This window comes from Octadecabacter sp. R77987 (genome assembly GCF_042466115.1).
GTDB lineage: Bacteria > Pseudomonadota > Alphaproteobacteria > Rhodobacterales > Rhodobacteraceae > SW4.
On the sequence record NZ_JAXHBQ010000001.1, the window covers coordinates 1,085,223 to 1,106,755 of the forward strand.

A 21,533-nucleotide genomic window follows, 5' to 3' on the forward strand; every position below is an offset into this window, starting at 1 on the left:
CCTTAGGATTTCTGGAACATGGCGAGCATCCGCCGTGTGACCAGGAAACCGCCGAAAATGTTGATGCCCGTCATGAACACTGCCAGTGCGGCCAGCAGGATCACCAGAAATGACCCCGATCCGATCTGCATCAGCGCGCCGAGGATGATGATTGACGAGATCGCGTTGGTCACGGCCATCAGCGGGGTGTGCAGGCTGTGTGCCACGCCCCAGATGACCTGAAAGCCGACGAACACCGCCAGAACGAAGACGATAAAATGCTGCATGAAGCTGGCAGGGGCCACAAGGCCGACCCCCAGCAACAGCGCCGCACCCACGGCCAGCAAAGTGACCTGATTGCGGGTCTGTGCCTTGAAGGCGGCGATTTCGTTTGCGCGCTTTTCTTCGGCTGTCAGTTCGACAACGGCCGCCTTGGGCTTGGCCGCGATGGCCTGCACCTTGGGCGGGGGTGGCGGGAATGTGATCTCGTGTTTGAACGCCACCGTTGCGCCGCGGATCACATCATCTTCCATGTCGTGATTGATCTGTCCGTCCTTTTCGGGGGTCAGGTCGGTCATCATGTGGCGGATGTTGGTGGCATAAAGCGTGGATGCCTGCGCGGCCATGCGCGACGGGAAATCGGTGTAACCAATGATGGTCACGCCGTTGTCGGTGACGATCTTTTCGTCCGCAACGGTCAGCTTGCAGTTGCCGCCCTTTTCCGCGGCCAGATCGACAATCACCGATCCGGGCTTCATCGCCGCGACCATATCGGGCGTCCACAGTTCGGGCGCTTCGCGGTTGGGGATCAGCGCCGTGGTGATGACGATGTCCACTTCGGGGGCCAGCTCGCGGAACTTGGCAAGCTGTGCCTCGCGGAATTCGGGGGATGACACGGCGGCGTAGCCACCCGTGGCCGCGCCATCCTGCTGTTCTTCCTCGAAATCAAGGAACACGAACTCGGCGCCCATGCTTTCGACCTGTTCGGCCACTTCGGGGCGCACATCGAAGGCATAGGTGATCGCGCCGAGGCTAGTGGCCGTGCCGATCGCGGCCAATCCGGCGACACCTGCACCGACCACCAGAACCTTGGCCGGGGGCACCTTGCCCGCCGCCGTGATCTGGCCGGTAAAGAAACGGCCGAAATTGTTGCCCGCCTCGATCACGGCGCGATAACCGGCGATATTGGCCATGGAGGACAGCGCGTCCATCTTTTGCGCGCGACTGATGCGCGGCACCATTTCCATCGCCACAACCGTCGCGCCCTTCTTGGCGGCGGCCTGCATTTTGGCCTCGTCGGCCACAGGCGAAAAGAACGAGATCAACGTCTGATCAGCCCGCAGACGCTTCATCTCCCCTTCATCCGGCACGCGGACCTTGGCGATGATGTCGGCGGCCTTCCAGAGGGCATCCGCCGTCTTGATGACCTCGACACCAGCCTCCCTATAATCCTTGTCCGAGAAACCGGCCGCCGCCCCCGCCTTGGTCTCGATCACGCAGTCATGACCCAGCTTTTGCAACTCAAGTGCAGAAGCCGGCGTCATCGCAACGCGGTTCTCCCCATCAAAAACTTCCTTTGGTGTTCCAATTCTCATACGTCTGCCTCGAACTAGGAGTCTGATTTAAAATCAATTGGCTGAAGGAACGCGAAATCGCACCCTTCATCCGCCTGAGATACTTCACTGGCATAAAGCCTGTCGTAGCCGCGCCGCATTTCGGCCGGCACGTTTTCGCTTTTCCATTCGGATTTCCGGCGCGCCAGTTCCTCGTCACTGACCAGCAGGTCAATCGACTTGTCCTTGACCGATAGCTTGATCTGGTCGCCATTGCGCACCAGCGCCAGCGGTCCACCAACGGACGCTTCCGGTGCAACATGCAGAACAATTGTCCCGAATGCCGTGCCAGACATCCGCGCATCGGAAATGCGCACCATGTCCTTCACCCCTTGGGCGCTCAGCTTTTTCGGGATCGGCAGATAACCAGCTTCCGGCATGCCGGACGCGCTTTTGGGTCCGGCGTTCTGAAGCACCATGAAATCATCCCGCGTGATATCAAGGTCGGGATCATCAACGCGGTTCGCCAAGTCCTCGAGCGAGTTGAACACAACCGCCCTGCCCGTCTTTTCGAACAGTGTTTCATCGGCAGCGGATCGTTTCAGGACCGCTCCGCGCGGGGCAAGGTTGCCAAACAGCCCGACCAGCCCGCCTTGTGGTTCAAGCGGGGCATCCGCCTTGGCTATAACGCGGTGATCAACATAACCCGGATCCCGTTCAAGCCGGTCGCCCAGCGTTTCGCCAGCTACTGTCAAAGTATCCAGATGCAACAGCGGCTTAAGCTCGCGCAGAACCGCACCGACGCCGCCAGCAAAGAAGAAGTCTTCCATATAGTGCTCACCGACGGGCTTGAGGTTCACCAGCACCGGCGTCGTATCGGACAACGCGTTCATCTTTTCGAGCGAGACCTTGATTCCGAGCCGCCCCGCGACCGCCGTAAGGTGAACAATCGCGTTCGTCGAACCACCCAGCGCCAAAAGCATTCGCAGCGCGTTTTCGACCGATTTCTCGGTAATGACTTCGCTGGGGCGGATGGGCTGGTCGATCATGTTGGCCGCCGCCCGCCCAGAGGCCTCGGCGGCTCGCAGACGGTCGGCATGCACAGCGGGGATCGCCGCTGTTCCGGGTAACGACATGCCAAGGGTTTCTGCAATGCAGGCCATCGTCGAGGCCGTTCCCATAACAGCACATGTGCCAGCGGTCGTCGCCAAGCGCCCCTCGATATCGTTGATTTGTTCGGTGCTGACGTCACCGGCGCGGTACTTGCCCCAGAAGCGGCGGCAATCGGTGCAGGCACCCAGCCGTTCTTCGCCGTAGCGCGACGTCATCATCGGGCCCGCCACCAGTTGAACAGCCGGTAGGTCTGCAGAGGCCGCACCCATCAGCTGCGCAGGCACCGTCTTGTCGCAGCCGCCCATCAGCACGACCGCATCCATCGGCTGAGCGCGCACCATTTCCTCTGTGTCCATCGACATCAGGTTGCGGAATTTGAGGCTCGTCGGGCTTAGAAAGACTTCGCCCAGAGAAATCGTCGGAAACTCGATAGGAAGCCCGCCGCCCAGCAAGACGCCACGTTTGACGGCCTCGAGCAGTTCAGGGAAGTGCCGGTGGCAGTTATTGAAACCGGAAAAACTGTTCGCGATGCCGACAATCGGCTTCTTCAGAACCTCGCGCGAATAGCCCATGGAGGATGCAAAGGAATTTCGCAAATAGATCGAAAAATCCTTGTCGCCGTAGTTTGTTAGCCCGCGTGAAAGACCCGTCGCTTTTTCGTCACCCATGCGATGTCTCCGAGAGTTTGATTTTTACGTATTTCGGATCAAGGTAGTCCTGAATTCCGAAGGATCCGCCTTCGCGGCCCATCCCACTTTCCTTCACCCCACCAAAGGGTGCTTCGGCCGTGGCAAGCAGCATCTCGTTCACGCCCACCATGCCGACTTCAAGGTCTTCATAGGCGCGGGTCGCGAGCGATAGGTTGTTCGAGAAAACGTACCCCGCCAGACCAAAGGGCAGCGAATTGGCCCGTCTCATCACCTCGTCGTAGTCGGTGAACGTGGTGATGGGTGCAATCGGGCCGAATGGTTCTTCGTTCATCACTTTGGCATCGTCGGGCACGCGGCCCAGAACCGTTGGTTCCATGAAGAACCCTGCATTTGATCCTGACGGTGCCTGCCCACCCGCAAGGAGTTCCGCACCGCGACTGATCGCGTCCTGCGTCATATCCTGTATGGCCTCCAGCCCGCGTTGATTGGCCATTGGTCCCACCTGAACGCCTTCGTCCATGCCACGCCCGACCTTGAGCGACTTTGCGATCTCGGCGAAGCGACCGGCGAAGGCGTCGTAGTTGCTCTCATGAACGTAAAACCGCGTTGGTGAAATGCAGACCTGCCCGCAGTTGCGGAACTTGGTCGGCGCACAGACGTTTGCCGCCTCGATCGGATCGTAATCTTCAAAGATGACGACGGGTCCGTGCCCGCCCAATTCCATCGAAACCTTCTTTACCCCTTCCGCTGCGAGCGACAGGATTTGCTTGCCGACGGGAACAGACCCCGTGACCGTCACCTTGCGCACAATCGGCGACCGGATCAGCTGCGAGGCGATCTGCCCAGAGCTGCCCGTCACGAAATTCACAACACCTTTTGGAACGCCCGCATCATGACAGGCCTGGATCAACGCCGCACAAGACGCCGGCGTCTCACCTGCTGGCTTGATGATAATTGAACAACCCGCACCAAGCGCCGCTGCAATCTTGCGTGCCGGCAAAAGGGCCGGAAAGTTCCAAGCCGAGAAGGCCGCAACCACACCGACGGGCTGCATGATGACGGCCATGCGGCTGTCCTGCGTGCGCGATCCGATGATCTGACCATAGATGCGTTTGGTTTCTTCGGAATACCATTCGAATTGGTCGGCTGCGGCACCGGTTTCGCCTTTGGCCTCGGCCAAGGGTTTGCCCGTCTCAAGGGACATCGCGACTGCGATCTCGTCCACCCGTTCGCGGATCAAGTCGGCGGCCTTGCGAATAATGGCTGCGCGTTCCCATGTGCCCGTCTTGCGCCACACCTCGAACCCACGCTGCGCCGCCGAAAGAGCCGCATCAATGTCGGCCTCCGTCGCAGCTGCAATGGTTCCCAAGGTATCCTCGGTCGCGGGGTCGGTGACCGGCTTGGTCGATTTGTCAGACGCGCCGCGCCATTCCCCGTCGATATAGAGGTTTAGGTCATCATACATAGGATGTTCCTTAGATTTTGGATTTCAGGTAGGCGGCTTGAACGTCATCGACCCAGTTGCCGACATTCCATGACCCGTATGCCCCCATTCCGGCGATGGGGTCTCGACCGGCGTAGACCGGAATGTGAACAAGCGACAAACCATCGTGTGCGTAGGCTTCTTCAAGGGCGGATTGCAGCGTTTCCTTTGTGGTTCCGGCGTGCACAGCTTTGACGCCGCTCACGGACCCGGCCATTGCAACGTAGTCTACGGCGACGGAGTCGTTGGTTTTGAACTCGTGGCCGTATTGGTCGTACTGCAGGCCGGTGATGGCGGCCATCCGTCGATTGTCGAACAAGGCGATCATGCCGCGCACTCCGTGTTCGACACCATCAATCAGGATCTGGGGGTTCATCATGAACGATCCGTCACCGGTAAAGGCGATGCCGTATTTCGCCCCATCAACATAGGCTGATCCAAGCAGCGCCGACCCAGAAAAGCCCATGAAAGATGCGCCCGTTTCCGTGTAGGTCTGGCCCGGCGCGTCATCTTCGACAATCTGGAACCCGTTTGCCTGCACGTCACCGGCATCGAAGAATTTGATTGCGCCCTTCGCATTGGCAAAGGTCGATACCGTATGAATCGCCGCAGGCTGGGTCAAAACCGACTGCTTCCAGACGTCATCTTTGATTGGTGCCGCATCAAGGCGCTTCTGCTTGAAGGCCGTCCATTCGTCCTTGGCAGCCGCACAATCGCGCACCCAGTCACGGCGCAGCTCTGCGCCCGTGTTTTCACCCATCGCGGACACAAGGCAATCCAGAACCGATGTAATGTCACCCGGCAAAGCGATTGTATTTGCGTAATGCGCCAGATCGTCCAGATCGCCGTTGATGTTGAGAACGCCAGTGGCATTCGGATACCCGACGCCGGAACAATCCGCCTGACAAACACCACGGCTGCCGATCACGATGACGCCTTCGGCTTCGCGCATCGCATAGTTGCCGCTGATCGACCCTTTTGATCCGCCCACATGCATATTCTGGACATGGGCATCCATTAGCACCCCGGACGAGCCGGGTGAGAGAACAACCGGCAATCCGGCCTTGAACACGAAACGCCGCAATGCCTTATAGTGGGCCCGCGTTCCGCCACCCGCCTTGACGACGATCTTGGCGTGGCTGCGCATGAACGTGACCGCCTCGTCATAGGCACTGATATTGGCCGGAGCCTGCACCGGGAATTTCTGCGGCGGCGGCAGGGTCGCCAAGTTGACTTGCGTGACCTGCGGCTGCGTGTTGATCGGCAGCATGATAAAGAACGGGCTGGCCTTGTAAGGATGATGCACGCAAGCCGTTCCGCGACGCATACAATCGCGCAACGCGCCAGGTGTCTGCAGCGTATAGGACTGCCCGACAAGCGCACCGAGCTTGCCAAAGATGGCCTGCTCCCGCTTCGGGATCTGCTGCATGTTGTAGCCTTCGCCGTTGGTCGTTTCATCGCCATAAATGTGGTAAACGCCGACCCCGTTTGACGCAGCCGCAAGTGAGCCAGCCATCGCCTGCAACCCGCCCGGCCCGATCGAGGTCACGACTGCGGGCGTCTTGCCATGCACCCACGCGTACGCTGTCGCTGCGTGGGCCATTTCCACTTCGTTTCGGCAGTTGATAACGCTCAGCACACCTTCTTCGTGATAGAGTCGCAGAACCTCGCCCAGGTCAGTCGAACCATGCCCAAAGATCGCGTAAAACTGGGTCACCTTCTGCTTGAGCAGCGCCACAACCAATGCCTCGGAAAGCGTCAACTCGATGATGCCGCCGTTCTGCGGCGTCGCCAAGATGTCGACAGTTCCACTTGCCATGATCTTTGCCGCGCGGGCACGCATCTCTTTTTCGAGTTGTTCGGGTTCTCGGGATTTATCAAGCATCTGAAACTCCAGCGTTTTGTTTGTTACGTCGACTGATTTTCAGTTCGCTCAAGCCCTGGAAAAGGATGACCAACCCAGCAAGACCGAAGAAGACAAGAACAGTCGGAGATGTGTAGAAGATGTCGGCGCTGCCTTCGGAGAGCATCATCGCGGTGCGAAATTCGTTTTCCAAAGTCGGCCCCAGCACCATCCCAAGAATGATCGGGGTGATCGGGATGCGAACAGCCACGAGGACATAAGCGGCGACCCCAATCACGGCCATCGCGTAAATATCGAAGGGTGAGTTTCGGATGGAATATGCGCCGATCGTGCAGAGGACCAGAACAACAACCGCAAGGATGTCGCGGGGCACACGCAAAACATGCACAAACACGCGGATGCCCAAAAGCTGTAGCCCCAACACCCAAACATAGGCGATAACCACAGCGATATAGACGCCATACACTTCTGCCGCATTGTTCATGAACAAGGCTGGTCCAGGCACAAGTCCGTGGATCATCAGACCTGCAAGGACAATCGCCGTGGCGGGGTCGCCGGGAATGCCCAATGACAACAAGGGGATCAACGTGCCGCCCGTGACAGCATTGTTCGCCGTTTCGGGCGCAATGACCCCTTCGATATTTCCCTTGCCAAAAGTCTCTGGCTTCTTGGAAAACCGCTTTGCATGATCATAGGCCAGAAAAGAAGCGATCGCGCCGCCTGTTCCAGGGATCGCCCCAATACCCGTCCCGATGAACGAGCATCGGATCATGAGCCAGACGTTCCTGAACAGGAGCCGAAACGACGGTAATTCAGGCTTTACGTTGACGATTTTTGTCGCTTTGGAAGCCGGATCCGAACGTTCCCCCAGTGCTTCGATGATGAAAGGCACCGCAAAGAGCCCTATCAACGCGACAAGCAGATTGACGCCCTGAAGCATATTAACGCTGCCAAACGTCATTCGCGGGACACCTTCAATGGCGTCCAGCCCGATCGTCATGATCATCAGGCCCAAAACACCGCTGATCAAACCCTTGATCAACGATCGACCACACAGGCCGCAGATCGTCGAAAACCCGAATAACACCAGCGCGAAGATTTCCGCCGGGCCGAAACTGATCGCAACCTTCGAGACGATGTCGACCGAAACGATCATGATGATAAGGCTGAAAATCCCGCCAAACACGGAAACGATAACGGCTGTTCCCAATGCAATTGACGCATCGCCATTTCGGGTCATCGGGTGTCCGTCAAGTACGGTTGCTGCCGCCGATGGCGTTCCCGGAATACCCAACAGAATTGCGGAGACAGAACCGCCGGTCATGCCGCCAATATAGGTTCCAAGCAGCAAGCCGATGGCGGGCACGGTGTCCATGCTGAACGAAATGGGCAGGGCCAAAGCAAGCGCGACTGTAAACGTCAGGCCCGGAATAGATCCAAAGATCAATCCAACCAAAGCTCCAAGCCCGATCGCGGCAATCGACATAGGCGTCAACGCAAGCGCGAAGGCACTCAAGAAGTATTCCATTTTTGATTACCCGAGATTGATCCAACTGCCGTTGGCAAGGTAGATGCCAAGGACCTTTTCAAAGATGAACCAGCACGAACCGGTCACCCCTATGGACATCCCCAGAAGAAGTTTCGGGGATGTAATTCTCAAATTCACGATCATGACAAACAAAACGATTACCGGCGTCGCGATCACAAATCCGCAAGTCTGAAGCAGAAACCCATACGCGGCGATCTCAATGAAAACGAGTACGGCGGGCGTCCATCTAATGGCAAAGATGAAACCGTCGTCACTCTCGTCCGGCACTGGCCGCGTGCGGTTCACCAGAAGCGTTTTCGCCAGCAAGAGTATCGAAAGCACGCAAAGGATTATCCCAAACATCAGCGGGAACGCTCTCGGTCCGATATCGCCGTCGCCAAACCCCTTTGGGATTGTATCAATGACCAGCCAAATCCAGAAACCGGACAGGGTGAGTAAGATCAGCCCCAGTACAATGCTATGAATTCGACCAGTCATTTTAACTGCTCCTGCGGTCAGGTTTGCTTACTGGGCCATGCCCAATTCAGTCAGGAGCTCGCCATAGAAGGCATCATCGCTTGCGATGAGTTCCCCAAAAGCCTCGTGGCCGAGAAACGCGCGTGCGAAACCGACGTTTTGGGATGCCTCAATAAAGCGTTCGCTTTCGACAGCATTGCGGGCCGCTTCTTCCAAAGCCGCAATGGCCTCGTCGGGCGTCCCGGCAGGCGCCGCAAGCCCACGCCACATGGTGATGTTCACGTCGAACCCTTGCTCTTGCGCAGTCGGAACGTCTGATAGAACCTCGGCGCGTTCCTCGCCCGTCACGGCCAAAACCGTAAGCTCACCTGTCTCTGCATAAGACGCGAACTGGCCAGGCCATTGAATTGCCGCATCGATCCGTCCTGCGAGAAGTTCGACCGGAGCACGCCCGTCACCGTAGGAAATGTAAATGACCTGATCGGTCATTCCCATCGCGTCAAACAACGCCGCTGATGTCAGGTGGGTAAACGACCCCTTGCCCGAAATCCCGACGCGCAACTTCTCACCGGACTCGTTGGCCGCAGCGATCATGTCATCAAGTGATGTCCATTCCGTTGACGAGTTCACGGCCAAAGCGGGGATTTCAACTGAAACCCGTGCGATTGGTGTGAACGCCGTATAGTCAAACGGGATCCGCCCCGTGTGAAAGGACGTGTTGATCGAATTGGAATTCCAAACGATATTGTAGCCGTCTGCCGCAGCACTTTGCAGGAACGAATATCCCACGGCTCCGCCGCCGCCTTTGCGGTCTACGGGAACCACTGGCTGGCCAAGCTCTTCCGACATCAATTCGGACAGAAGCTGTGCAATCGTGTTGGCCGTACCGCCGAACAGAACCGTCATCTCAACCGGCTTTTCAGGATACTCTGCCTTAGCAGGTGCTGCAAAGACCATCAGTGCCGCAGCAGCAGATGCCGCAACAAGGCCCTTTATTTTCAATGAATTAATCATAGTTTCCTCCCTTTTGTATTTGGTATTTCCCGCACGCCACCTCCTATGACATGCCTCGTCGACGTCTTACGTTCGATGTGCTTGGGCGCGCAGTTCACGCGCAGCTTGCACGTATTGCTCGCGCCCAGGCGTTTTGTATTTCAACGCATGAAGAATTTTTTCGGGTGTAGCCGGCAAAGATTTCATCCGAACACCGATCGCATCGTAAATGGCGTTCATGATCGCCGGTGCCGTGGGCACCAGTGCTGGCTCGCCAATGCCCTTTGCTCCCAGTGGGCTAAGCGGATCATGATCCTCAACAAGCGTGCAGTTGATCTGAGGAATATCGAGCGAGGTCGGAAGGATGTATTTCGCAAAGCCGTGGGTCGTCGTGTGACCATCCACCATTTCGTAGTCTTCCATCAGGGCTTGCCCGAGGCCTTGAACCACGCCGCCTTCGATCTGCCCTTCAACCCCGCGCGGGTTGATTGCGCGGCCTACATCGTGAACCGCCCAGATACCGAGAACCTGAACCTCACCTGTGTAAGTATCCACCTCGACTTCGGCGACCTGGGTTCCGAAAACATAGGTTTGCCACGGGCTGCCGGATCCATCGACGGGATCAAGCCCTGTACCATGCGCCGTGAACGACGCCGACCCAACGGGAACAACGCCACGGGCCTTACAAATGGCGACGGCCTCCTCCATCGTGATCCGCAAATTGGTGTCGTTTGACCAGACTTCCCCGTCAAAGGACTGCAAAGTGTCAATCTCGACTTCCCAATGATCGGCCAGTTGCTCGAACAGGTGTTTCTTTGCTTCCCGCGCCGCCAAATGAACGGAGTTGCCGATCATGTAGGTTTGGCGGGTTGCACCTGCGTGGGCCGCTTCGGGGGAGCGCGCGGTATCGTTGTCCCCGATCGTGACTTCCGATGGCTTGATACCCAACTCGTCTGCCGCAACCTGGGCAAGAAGCGTCAAGATACCTTCGCCGATCTCGGTCACGCCGGTTACGATCTTGGCCGTGCCCCCGTCATCCAGTTCCGCCCAGGCACCTGCTCGGTCAATCGTCGCTGTTCGCGCAATTCCATACCAGCTAGCCGCCATTCCACGGCCACGAAGTTTCCGTTCCATCAGGCGACCCTCTCTGTGCCGGATTTCTTTTCATGCGAGAAGCGTGCGCCCAATGTGCACGGCGCGCGTGTGTCATCACCCCCCAAGTCGGCTCGTTTGGATCCGCGAACGTTTGGCGTCCCTTTCTCCCAACGCGCCTCTTTTTCAGCGGCATCCAGGCATCGGTCCAGCGAAGCTGCCGTCAGCTTGTGCTGGGTATGGGTCGTCGAACCGATCTTCATCATATTGACGCGGCGGATCTCAAACGGATCCATTTCAAGTGCTTCCGCGGCCATGTCCATCATGCTTTCGGTGGCGAATTGTGCCTGCATGCCGCCAAAGGTGCGGAATGCGCCGGACGGTGTGTTGTTGGTGTAAACGGCCGTGGTATCGACGCTCAGGTTGTCCACCGCATAAGGGCCACAGGACAGGATCGCCGCCTTGCGCATGACACCCTCGCTCGACATCCCGTAGGCGCCGCCATCCGATATCATCTTGAACTGGATCGCGGTAATTTCGCCGTTCCATTTCAAGCCCATCTTGTAGTGGACCCGCGACGGGTGCCGCTTGGCAGATGCGATGATGCTTTCTTCGCGGGTGAAGTTCAGTTGCACAGGACGATGGGTTTTCATCGCGACAAGGGCCAGCATCCCTTGGTAGATCATGTCTTCCTTGCCGCCAAATCCACCGCCCACAGGGCTCATAATAAAGCGAACCTTGTTGATGGGTTTCCCAAGGATGTGGGCCAGCATGTGCCGGTGGTGCGTGATGTTCTGGGAGGGCGAAATCACCACCACCACATCATCGGGATCGACATAGGCAATTCCGGCTTCCGGCTCCAAATAGGCGTGTTCAACCTGCTGGGTCGAAAAGTGGTCTTCCAAAACGATATCCGCATTGGCGAACCCCGCCTCGATATCACCTTTTCTGACTGGGATATGCTTGACGATGTTGTCTTCAGCGTAGTCGTGAACGACGGCCGCGCCCTTTTTCATCGCATCTTCGGGGTCAAACACCCCTGGCAACTCCTCGTAAACGACCTTGATCTTGGCAAGCGCACGTCGCGCCGTCACCAGATCTTCCGCCGCAACCGCTGCAACCGCCTCGCCGACATGGCGAACCTTGCCCCGCGCCATGATCGGCTGGTCATGGACGAACACGCCAAAACCATCCGTTTCAGCCGGAACATCGTCAGAGGTAATCACGCATACCACGCCCTCCATCGCGTCCGCCTCGCTCGTATCGATCGAGACGATGTTGGCATGCGGGTGCGGTGACCGCAGAACCTGCATTTGCAACATTTCCGGCATCTTCATGTCGGCCGCATACCGCAGACGACCAGAGACCTTTGAGGGCGCATCCAGCCGGCGAACGTTGTGCCCGATATATGAGGTTCCCACAGCTTCTTCTTCGAGGTGCTCTTCGGTCATGTCGCCGGCGATCACGGCTTTCGCCAACTCGACAGCTTCGAAGATCTTGGTGTAACCCGTGCAGCGACAAATGTTGCCGCCCAGACGCTCCTTGATCTCTTCGATCCCGGCATCAGGGTTTTCGCGCAACGCCGACGTCGCCGCCATCACCATTCCTGGAATGCAATATCCACACTGGCTGGCACCCGTCTTGTGGAACGCCTTTTGCATCGGGGTCAATTCACCGGGCACGGCAAGGCCCTCGATCGTCTCGATTTTCGCTCCGGACGCCTTGGCGACCGGCATAAGGCAGGACTTCACCAACTTGCCATCAACAAAAACCGAGCACGTGCCGCATTCGCCCGCGCCACAACCCTCCTTGGTTCCCGTCAGGTTCAGGTCATCGCGCAGGAAATCCAGAAGACGTTTGTGCGTATCGGTTTCTTTCGAAATCTTGCGATTGTTCACTTCAAGGTCGATCTTGAACTTAGACATTTGCTGTCTCCCCTAGGTCTTCGAATTTGATGTCGACATCCGGTTGATCGTCCAACGCCTCTTCGATGGCCGCCTGAACGAACCCCACAACGACGCTGCGGCGATATTCTTGGCGGCTGCGCGACGCGACCTCGTCGGCGGCAAGCTGTGCCGCTTCATTGATTGACCGACGCGAAATCTTTTCACCGCGCAGCTTGGCTTCAATTGTGTTCAACCGCATGGGTTTGGGGCCAACGCCGCCAAGGGCCAGTCGGACATCCTCGAACACTCTCCCGTCGCGGCAAGCCCGCACGAGAGCCGCACAACACGCGACGGAAATGACCAGAGACCTGCGTTGCCCGACCTTTTGGAAGGACCCGCCGTATCCGGCCATCGCATCCAGCGATACGGACGAAATAATCTCGCCGGGTTCAATCACCGTGCGACCGGGCCCGGTTATAAATTCGGAAACGCCCACCTCACGAGTCTTGATCTCGTCGCCCTCAAGGCGCGACAGCTCAAGCACAGCGTTCAGCGCCGCGGCGGGCGGTGTGCCATCGGCCACCGGTGACGCATTGGCAAGGTTTCCTGCCAGTGTCGCCTGTTCGCGAATTTGGTCGTCCGCAAACCAGATAGAGCAATACGGCATGCACGGCAGCAAATGGCGCAGCGTCGCGTCTGTCAGAAAGTCCTGATAAACGACGTTCGCGCCAAGCCGAACGCGGCCATTGCTGACGGTATGTCCGTTGAACTCTTCAATGCGCGTCACATCAACGAAAGACGGGATATGAACATCCCCCGCCCGGCCCTCGCGGGCCCAAGGCAGGATATCCGTCGCACCGGAGACGAGCCTGCTGCCCTCGGGCGCATTTGACCAAAGGTTCAATGCATCCCGAAGATTAGTTGGCAAATGATAGTCATCGTAAGTCAACATAACTCGTCTCCCTGTGTGCTACGGCTTATTCCGCGGCGACCTTGTTCGCTGCGGCGTGCTTGTTCTTCACAACCACCTTGATCGCGTCTTCAACACGGTCCTTCGCGTAACGAAGGGCTTCTTGAAGGTCGGCCATGTCGAAGGTGTGCGTGTGGATCAGGGTCGCATCGAACCGCTTCTGGCGCATATACGCCTCGGCGCGATGGGTCGCTGTCTTACCTTCGCCACGAATGCCGTAGAGGTAGATGTTATTGCGCACCAAGTAAGCCACATCCACTTCGTCGGGCTTGTGCGGGAACGCAGCCAGGCAGATCTTGCCGCCACGGTTCAGCATCTGTGCCGCCTGATTGGTCCCGTCCGGCGCGCCAGCGCATTCGACAACGTAATCGACACCTTTGCCGCCGGTCAGTTCCCTTACCTTCTCGACGACATCTTCGTTGCGCACGTTGATCACATGATCCGCGCCAAGCTGCTTGCCGATCTCAAGGCGATTGTCCCGTGTGCCTGTCAGGATCACAGGCTGCGCGCCAAGCGCCTTGGCGACGGCTGCACCCATCAGTCCGATTGGACCTGGCCCCGTGACCACTACGCTTTCACCTGCAACCAGTCCGCCCAGCTCTGTCAGGCCGTACATCGCGGTGCCAGCGGTCACCACCAAAGTGGCCTCTTCGTCTGACATCGTGTCCGCGACATGAACCAACGTGTTGATATTGTTCACCGCGTATTCGGCAAAACCACCATCGGTCGTGAACCCGTTGGCGCGGTGGCCCTTGTCCACATCGCCGTAATTCTTGCCGTAGTTGTGGCAGGACGTATACATCCCCGCCCGACAACGTTTGCACTGGCCACAGCCTGCGTGAATCTCGACCGTGACACGCTCGCCGATTTCGTATTCGTCGACACCTGGCCCCAAGGCCACCACTGTGCCCATGTATTCGTGGCCCGGCGTGAAGTTCTTGTTGAACGGATCACCGCCATGGATCTGCGCCGGCGGACCATGGTGAATGATTTCAAGATCAGTCGCACAAATGGCCACTGCGTCAATGCGCACAAGCACTTCGGCTTTTTCCGGCGTCGGAACGTCCTTGTCCTCAAGTGAAATCTCGCCCGGGTTTCCAAGAACCCATGCTTTCATCTTGTCTGGAATAGGGTAGTCCGAGCTTACGGTCACATTCTTTGGCATCGCCATTCTGTCTTCCTCCAGTTGATTTAGAAATCTTCGATTTATTGCTTCGCCGCTCTCAAGCGCCTTGAGAACTCAACCCCGGCCTCGGCCATCTTTCTGGCAACCGTCCCGCGGTAGTCTCCGGTCAAGTGTTCAGCGGGTCCCGACGCAGAAATGGAACCGACGATTGCACCGCCCCCGTCCCGCAGGGCCGCCCCCAAGCAAACCACACCGCTTTTCAATTCTTCATCGTCGATCGAATAGCCGCGGCGACGGACCAGTCGCAGTTCTTCGATCAACCCGGCCAGGCTTGTAATCGTCTTGTCCGTGTATCGCGTCAGACCATTGGCCGAGATCACCCGAACAAGTTCAACTTCAGGCAACCAAGCCAGAATTGCCTTACCGGTCGCCGTCGCATGCAGCGCGGTCATCTTGGTGATTTCGTCCGGCTCAAGAAATGAATCTACCACGTCGGCTGACGCGAACCGAAGCTTGGTCAAAAGAGATGTTTCAGCCATGATGGCCAGTTGCACAGTAAGGCCAAGCTTCTCGCCCAGATCGCGAAGATCCCTCTTGAGAAGCACTTCAGGGCCATAAAGGCTATCCTCAAGCTCTACGAGTTCGCGGACCTTGCGGCCAATCACATAGCCACGGCTTCGCCCCAAACGCTCGACATACCCTCGGGCGACAAGCGTAGAAATCAGATGATGGCAAGTCGACGCATTCAGGCCCAGACGGTCTGCCAAATCAGACAGGGCCAATCCTTCATGCTCGCTCGCCAAAACTTCGACAATATCAAGCGCACGAGCCACGGATTGTATCTGGCGAGCACCCGAAACACGGCCTTCACTCGCCACATCGGTTTGGGCGCCGCCATCAGCACCTTTCGATCCGAATGCTTGTGATTGTTCATGCTTCACAGTCATTGTCCTCCCTCCTTTACGGTTGTTGATCTGAATCTTTTTAGCAACAAAATTTCATAATGTCGTGTTCAATTTCATATTGTGAAACTGACAGTGGGCCTTGCGATAACTCACAGCAGGCGAAAGGGAACGTTTCTCTTTTGATTTCAGTGCCAAATAAACGTCCGAGCCGTCCTCACTTCAAACGGCGACGATGCGCGTCAGAGCGCGGGCTGAGGGGGGGCATTCAAAAAGAGGGCAGTCAATTCGACGTGGTTGCGGACTAACCCGCATGATTCTGCGCGGCGTCATAGCCATCGCGTCAACACTTACCGAGACACCGATACTCGAAGCTCATTACTCACGTCGTCCGTCAAATGAACCAACTTCATGTCGCCCAAAAATCGCAGCGGGACTTCTTGATATGAAAAGGCACGTGCGTCGAGATGTCGGAGCTGTATCCCTTCCATTGTCAGGTTTTCGGGAGCAGCAGTCCCAGATACGTAGCAGCCATCAAGCTTCCACACATGCGAGCAAATGCTGCGTCAGCAAAAGCCGCATCTGCGCAGTTCAGCTTTGTCCGCAAAGCCGCCACTCAAGTTAACTACGTTCAACAGCCGCCACCCCCGTGACGGGCGCGCGGTGCATTCTGCCCCCAAACGCCCTAGCCATTGGCAAAGGCTTCCATCACCTCGTCGGACGCGTCCAGATTGGTCGTGACCGTCTGGATATCGTCATCATCTTCCAGCGCATCCACCAGCTTCATCAGCTTGGTCAGCCCGTCCAGATCAAGGTCGGTCTGCATATTGGGTTGCCAGATCAGCTTGGTTGATTCCGACTCGCCCAAGGCGGCCTCGAGCGCAGTGGAGACTTCGTTCAGGTCCGTGTCGGCGCAGATAATGACATGGTTTTCATCCGTGCTTTCGCAATCCTCGGCGCCCGCTTCGATGGCGGCCATCATCACGGTATCGGCGTCGCCCACGGAAGCGGGGTAGATCACCTGCCCCTTGCGGTCGAACATGAAACCCACGCTGCCGGTTTCGCCCAGGTTTCCGCCGTTCTTGGAAAACGTCGACCGCACGGTGGATGCGGTGCGATTGCGGTTGTCGGTCATCGCCTCGACGATCACGGCCACGCCGCCGGGGCCGTAGCCTTCATAGCGGATTTCGTCGTAGTTTTCGGCGTCACCACCTTGGGATTTCTTGATCGCGCGGTCGATCACATCCTTGGGCACGGACGATGATTTCGCTTCCTTGACGGCCAGACGCAGGCGCGGGTTCTTGTCGGGGTCGGGGTCGCCCATCTTGGCGGCCACGGTGATTTCTTTGGCCAGCTTGGAAAACAGCTTGGAGCGCAGTTTGTCCTGCCGTCCCTTGCGGTGCTGAATGTTTGCCCATTTTGAGTGGCCGGCCATGGGTGCTCTCCCGAATTGCGATATCTGCGTCTCTATATGGCAGTCAGGCAGGGGGCTGCAATCCCCGGCGCGCCATACCACACCCATACGGTTTCCATACGCTTTCCATACGGTTTCCATATCGCGATTTTGCCCTGTTTTCGCACCTCGCCCCGCGTTACACCTGTGCTATGACAACAGATCAAATCATCCTCTTTACCCTGTTCGGGTCCGTGTTCGGCATGTTGCTTTGGGGCAGGTTCCGCTATGATCTTGTGGCCTTTGCGGCGCTGCTGATCGGCGTGGTGCTGGGCGTGGTCCCGACCAAGGATGCCTTCAGCGGCTTTGGCCATCCCGCCACGATTATCGTCGCTTTGGTGCTTGTGGTTTCGGCCGGTCTGGTGCGGTCCGGCGCGGTTTATCTGATCACCCGCACGCTGGTGGACAGCACCCGCAGCCTTGGCGCGCATATCGCCATCATGGGCGGGATCGGCGGCGTGCTTTCGGCCTTCATGAACAACGTCGCGGCCCTTGCCTTGCTGATGCCGGTGGACGTGCAGACCGCGCGCAAGGCGGGGCGCGCACCCAGCCTGTCACTAATGCCGCTGTCATTCGCGACGATCCTTGGCGGCATGGTCACGCTGATCGGCACACCACCCAATATCATCATTGCCGCGATCCGGCAGGAAAGCCTTGGCGCTCCCTTCAAGATGTTTGATTTCGCGCCCGTGGGTGCAGTGACGGCAATTGCCGGCCTGCTGTTTGTCGCCCTGATCGGCTGGCGGCTGATCCCGCAAAAAGACGGCCCAAGCGCTGCACAGGCCCTTGAAAACGTGACAGATTACATCGCTGAACTGACGGTGCCGGACGGCAGCAAACATATCGGCAAACGGGTAATTGACCTTTACGAGATCGCCGAAAAGAATGATGTCGCCATTCTTGGGATGATCCGCGACGGCAAGCGCCGCTATGGCACCGCGCGCAATATCAAGATCAACGCCGGTGACGCGCTGGTCCTCGAAGCGGCGCCCGAAGCTTTGGACGAATTTCGTGCCGCCCTGTCGCTGAACTTTGCCGATGACACGCGCGAGGACCTGTTGAAAGCCGATGGCGCAGGCCTGTCCGTGATCGAGGTTGTGGTCCCCTCCGAGGCCCGGATCAACGGCAAGACCGCACAGGCCATTGGCCTGTCGTGGCGCCAGCGCACGGTGCTGATGGGCATCTCGCGTCAAGGCAAGGCGATCCGCACCAACCTGCGCAAGACGCAGATCCGTGCGGGCGATATCCTGCTGCTGCTGACCCCCGAAGACAATGCCGCCGACGTGACCGATTGGCTGGGGTGTCTGCCCCTTGCAGACCGTGGTCTGGCCGTGACCGCCGACAGCAAGGTCTGGTTGGCGATCGGGTTGTTTGGCGGGGCCGTGGCGCTGGCCAGTTTCGGGCTAATCTACCTGCCCATCGCGCTGGGATTGGTCGTCGTCGCCTATGTCCTGGCAAAGATCGTCCCCCTGTCCGAACTCTACCACCACATCGAATGGCCCGTTGTCGTCCTGCTGGGATCAATGATCCCGCTGGGCGCGGCGCTGGAAACATCCGGTGGCACCGAACTGATCGCGGGCTGGCTGGTCAGCCTCACGGCGGGCATGGCGCCATGGATGATCCTGACGGTGCTGATGGTCGTGACGATGACGCTGTCGGATGTGCTCAACAACACAGCCACCACCATCGTCGCCGCCCCCGTTGGCATCCAGATGGCGCAGACGCTGAACGTATCGCCTGACCCGTTCCTGATGGCCGTGGCCGTGGCGGCATCCTGCGCGTTCCTGACGCCAATCGGGCACAAGAACAACACGTTGATCCTTGGTCCCGGCGGCTATGGCTTTGGCGATTACTGGCGTATGGGGCTGCCGCTGGAAATTCTAGTGGTCGCCGTGTCGATCCCGTCAATCCTTGTATTCTGGCCGCTTTAGATGACCAAGTTCCTGATCCTGCAACTGCGCCCCGAAACCGAAGCCAGCGAAGATGAATACGCCGCAATCCTGCGCAAGGGAGGGCTGGCGGCGGGCGACACACACCGCATCCGGCTTGATTGCGAAGACCTGCCACAGGGGCTGGACGTGCGTGACTATGCCGGTGTGATCGTCGGTGGCGGCCCCGGCTGCGTCAGCGATGCGCCCGCCGACAAGACCCTGCAAGAAGCACGGATCGAAGGCGCCTGCCTGTCGCTGATGCCGCAGATCACGACACTGGATCATCCGTTCATGGGCTGCTGTTACGGGATCGGCATTCTGGCGCATCATCTGGGTGCCACTGTCAGCAAGGACCGCTACGGCGAACCCGTCGGCGCCACACCCTGCACCTTGACGGACGCGGGGCGGGCCGATCCGCTGTTGTCCGGCCTGCCACGCGAATTTGACGCTTTCGTCGGCCACAAGGAAGCGGTTCAAGACCTGCCACAGGGTTGCACCCATCTGGTCGCCGGCCCCGCCTGCCCGTTCCAGATGATCCGCCATGGCAGCAACGTTTACGCCACGCAATTCCACCCCGAAGCCGACGCCGCAGGCTTTGAAACCCGCATCAGGCTTTATAAGGACAAAGGGTATTTTGACCCGTCCGAGGCGGATGACCTGATCGCCATGTGCCGCGCCGCCGATGTCACAACACCGGAACTGATCCTGCAACGGTTCGTGGAACGCTACGGATAAAGCGGCCAGATGAACGGGATCACGGCACTTGCCAGCATCCCGATGGACAGGTTCAACGGAATGCCGACACGCAGGAAATCACTGAATTTATACCCGCCGGGGCCATAGACCAGCGTGTTGGTCTGATAGCCGATGGGTGTTGCGAAACTGGCGCTTGCTGCGACCATGACAGCCACCACCAGCGGGCGCGGATCAAGGCCCATCGCCGTGGCCAACCCGATGGCAATGGGGGTGATCACCACCGCCACGGCGTTGTTGGACACCATTTCGGTCAGGATGGATGTCAGCAGGTAAATCGCCCAGATAATCAGGAACGGCGGCAACATCTGCAAGGCGGGCGCAAGGCCGCTGACGATCAGGGCAACCGCGCCCGATGCCTCGAGCGCGGCGCCAATGGCCAGCATCGAAAAAATCAGCGCCAACAACCGGCCATCAATAAAGGAAAATGCCTCGTCCGCGTCGATGCAGCGGGTCACAAGCACCAGCGCGACGGCCAGCACCGCCAGGAAAAAGATCGGCGCGACCCCGAATGCGGCCAGCGCGACAATCCCCAAAAGCGCGGCAACGACAATCGGCGCATGGCTGCGCCGGAACGCACGGGCCGAAGGGTGCGATACGTCAACCATGTCCATATCGCTGGCCAGACGCTGGATATCTTCGGGTGCACCTTCAAGCAGGAGCGTATCGCCAACGCGCACAACCAAATCATCCAACTGACGTCCGATGTTCTGGTTCCGGCGGTGCACGGCCAGCGTGTAAACACCGTAGCGGCGGCGCAGACGCAGCGCACCAAGGGTGCGGCCGACCATCTTGCACCCCGGCGTGATCAACACCTCGACGGTGGATGTTTCCACCGCTGACAGCTGATCGACGCGCTTCAATTCCTTGGTTGCCTGCAGTGACAACAGTTCTGTCATCGCCGTGCGCAGCACTACCCGATCACCCACCTGCAAGGTCACGCCCGCAAGGTCGCGCCGCAAGGATGCATCGCCGCGCACCACATCGATCAGGCGCACACCATCACGTTTGAACAGTTGCACGCCCGTCACTTCACGCCCGATCAGGTTACTTTCGGGGGGGATCACGGCCTCGGTAAAGAACCGCATCTTGGACTTGTCCGACAGCAGGTTGGCCATGCTGTCGCGGTCGGGCAAAAGGCGCGGCGCGATGAACCGCAGATAGATCATGCCCCAGATCACCAGAATGATGCCCAGCGGTGTCACCTCGAAAATCGTGAACGCCGCCAGCCCTTGGGCGCGCGCCACACCATCGACCAGCAGGTTCGTGGAGGTGCCGATCAGGGTCAGTGTGCCACCAAGGATCGCGGCGTAACTGAGCGGGATCAACAGCTTGGAGGCAGACAAGCCCATCGTGCGGGCCAGTTGCACAAAGACCGGGATCATCACGACGACCACGGGCGTATTCGACACAATCGCCGATGACAGCACAACAAAGGCCATCAACCCGCCCAAGGCCAGCGCAGGCCGCGTTTTGGCGTTGCGTTCAGCCACCTTGGTCAGCGCCTCAAGCGCGCCTGTGCGCACCAATGCACCCATGACGATAAACATCGCCGCGATGGTCCAGGGCGCGGGGTTGGACAGCACGTTCAGCGCGTCCTGATAGGGCAACACGCCGCTGATCAGCATCAGGGCCACACCGGCGATGGCCACGACTTCGGTCGGAAAAGTTTCGCGCAGGAACAGCACGAACATGATGCCGACGACCGTGAGGGTCAAAACCGCCTGCCCCATGGGCGAGACCGAAAAGAGTTCAATCATCAAGCGTCATCCTGTTGCGC

The 21,533-nt window shown here is 58.5% G+C and carries 16 protein-coding genes; 2 read left to right on the forward strand and 14 right to left on the reverse strand.

Annotation, left to right across the window (positions count from 1 at the left end):
* Nucleotides 1-2: 2 nt before the first annotated feature.
* The 13 genes from SJY21_RS05445 to SJY21_RS05505 form a co-directional block, all read right to left on the reverse strand.
* Nucleotides 3-1,574 carry a Re/Si-specific NAD(P)(+) transhydrogenase subunit alpha gene (locus SJY21_RS05445; protein WP_377507304.1) on the reverse strand — a complete coding sequence of 524 codons (1,572 nt, stop codon included), beginning with the start codon at nucleotides 1,572-1,574 and terminating at the stop codon, nucleotides 3-5.
* Between the two features lie 14 nt (nucleotides 1,575-1,588).
* Nucleotides 1,589-3,313 carry a dihydroxy-acid dehydratase gene (locus SJY21_RS05450; RefSeq protein ID WP_377507307.1) on the reverse strand — a complete coding sequence of 575 codons (1,725 nt, stop codon included), beginning with the start codon at nucleotides 3,311-3,313 and terminating at the stop codon, nucleotides 1,589-1,591.
* Nucleotides 3,306-4,760, reverse strand: coding sequence for an NAD-dependent succinate-semialdehyde dehydrogenase (locus tag SJY21_RS05455; RefSeq protein WP_377507310.1), 1,455 nt, complete (start codon nucleotides 4,758-4,760; stop codon nucleotides 3,306-3,308). The genes SJY21_RS05450 and SJY21_RS05455 overlap by 8 nt, the downstream gene beginning before the upstream one ends.
* Before the next feature lie 10 nt (nucleotides 4,761-4,770).
* Nucleotides 4,771-6,663, reverse strand: a complete 1,893-nt coding sequence (locus SJY21_RS05460; protein WP_377507313.1) for a thiamine pyrophosphate-dependent enzyme — start codon at nucleotides 6,661-6,663, stop codon at nucleotides 4,771-4,773.
* Complete coding sequence (locus tag SJY21_RS05465) at nucleotides 6,656-8,170, reverse strand: tripartite tricarboxylate transporter permease (RefSeq protein ID WP_377507315.1); 1,515 nt, start codon at nucleotides 8,168-8,170, stop codon at nucleotides 6,656-6,658. Before SJY21_RS05465 ends, SJY21_RS05460 begins: the two co-directional genes overlap by 8 nt.
* Before the next feature lie 6 nt (nucleotides 8,171-8,176).
* Nucleotides 8,177-8,668 carry a tripartite tricarboxylate transporter TctB family protein gene (locus SJY21_RS05470; protein WP_377507318.1) on the reverse strand — a complete coding sequence of 164 codons (492 nt, stop codon included), beginning with the start codon at nucleotides 8,666-8,668 and terminating at the stop codon, nucleotides 8,177-8,179.
* 27 nt (nucleotides 8,669-8,695) lie between these two features.
* Entirely contained in the window at nucleotides 8,696-9,661 is a 966-nt protein-coding gene (locus SJY21_RS05475; RefSeq protein ID WP_377507321.1) for a tripartite tricarboxylate transporter substrate binding protein, read from the reverse strand.
* Between the two features lie 66 nt (nucleotides 9,662-9,727).
* Nucleotides 9,728-10,774, reverse strand: a complete 1,047-nt coding sequence (locus tag SJY21_RS05480) for a xanthine dehydrogenase family protein molybdopterin-binding subunit (RefSeq protein ID WP_377507323.1) — start codon at nucleotides 10,772-10,774, stop codon at nucleotides 9,728-9,730.
* Complete coding sequence (locus tag SJY21_RS05485; RefSeq protein WP_377507326.1) at nucleotides 10,774-12,630, reverse strand: molybdopterin-dependent oxidoreductase; 1,857 nt, start codon at nucleotides 12,628-12,630, stop codon at nucleotides 10,774-10,776. Before SJY21_RS05485 ends, SJY21_RS05480 begins: the two co-directional genes overlap by 1 nt.
* A gap of 19 nt (nucleotides 12,631-12,649) precedes the next feature.
* Nucleotides 12,650-13,570 (reverse strand): FAD binding domain-containing protein, encoded by a 921-nt coding sequence (locus SJY21_RS05490; protein WP_377507329.1) that lies wholly within the window; start codon nucleotides 13,568-13,570, stop codon nucleotides 12,650-12,652.
* Between the two features lie 25 nt (nucleotides 13,571-13,595).
* Entirely contained in the window at nucleotides 13,596-14,759 is a 1,164-nt protein-coding gene (locus tag SJY21_RS05495; protein WP_377507332.1) for a zinc-binding dehydrogenase, read from the reverse strand.
* 35 nt (nucleotides 14,760-14,794) lie between these two features.
* Entirely contained in the window at nucleotides 14,795-15,661 is an 867-nt protein-coding gene (locus SJY21_RS05500; RefSeq protein WP_377507335.1) for an IclR family transcriptional regulator, read from the reverse strand.
* A gap of 640 nt (nucleotides 15,662-16,301) precedes the next feature.
* Nucleotides 16,302-17,051 carry a YebC/PmpR family DNA-binding transcriptional regulator gene (locus SJY21_RS05505; RefSeq protein ID WP_377507337.1) on the reverse strand — a complete coding sequence of 250 codons (750 nt, stop codon included), beginning with the start codon at nucleotides 17,049-17,051 and terminating at the stop codon, nucleotides 16,302-16,304.
* Nucleotides 17,052-17,221: 170 nt separating this feature from the next.
* Here SJY21_RS05505 and SJY21_RS05510 point away from each other — a divergent pair, with 170 nt between their 5' ends.
* Entirely contained in the window at nucleotides 17,222-19,000 is a 1,779-nt protein-coding gene (locus SJY21_RS05510) for an SLC13 family permease (protein ID WP_377507340.1), read from the forward strand.
* Nucleotides 19,001-19,735 (forward strand): glutamine amidotransferase, encoded by a 735-nt coding sequence (locus SJY21_RS05515; RefSeq protein WP_377507343.1) that lies wholly within the window; start codon nucleotides 19,001-19,003, stop codon nucleotides 19,733-19,735. It begins immediately after the preceding gene.
* Here SJY21_RS05515 and SJY21_RS05520 read toward each other — a convergent pair.
* Nucleotides 19,726-21,513, reverse strand: a complete 1,788-nt coding sequence (locus SJY21_RS05520) for an SLC13 family permease (protein WP_377507346.1) — start codon at nucleotides 21,511-21,513, stop codon at nucleotides 19,726-19,728. The two genes, SJY21_RS05515 and SJY21_RS05520, sit on opposite strands and share 10 nt — an antisense overlap.
* Nucleotides 21,514-21,533: the final 20 nt, after the last annotated feature.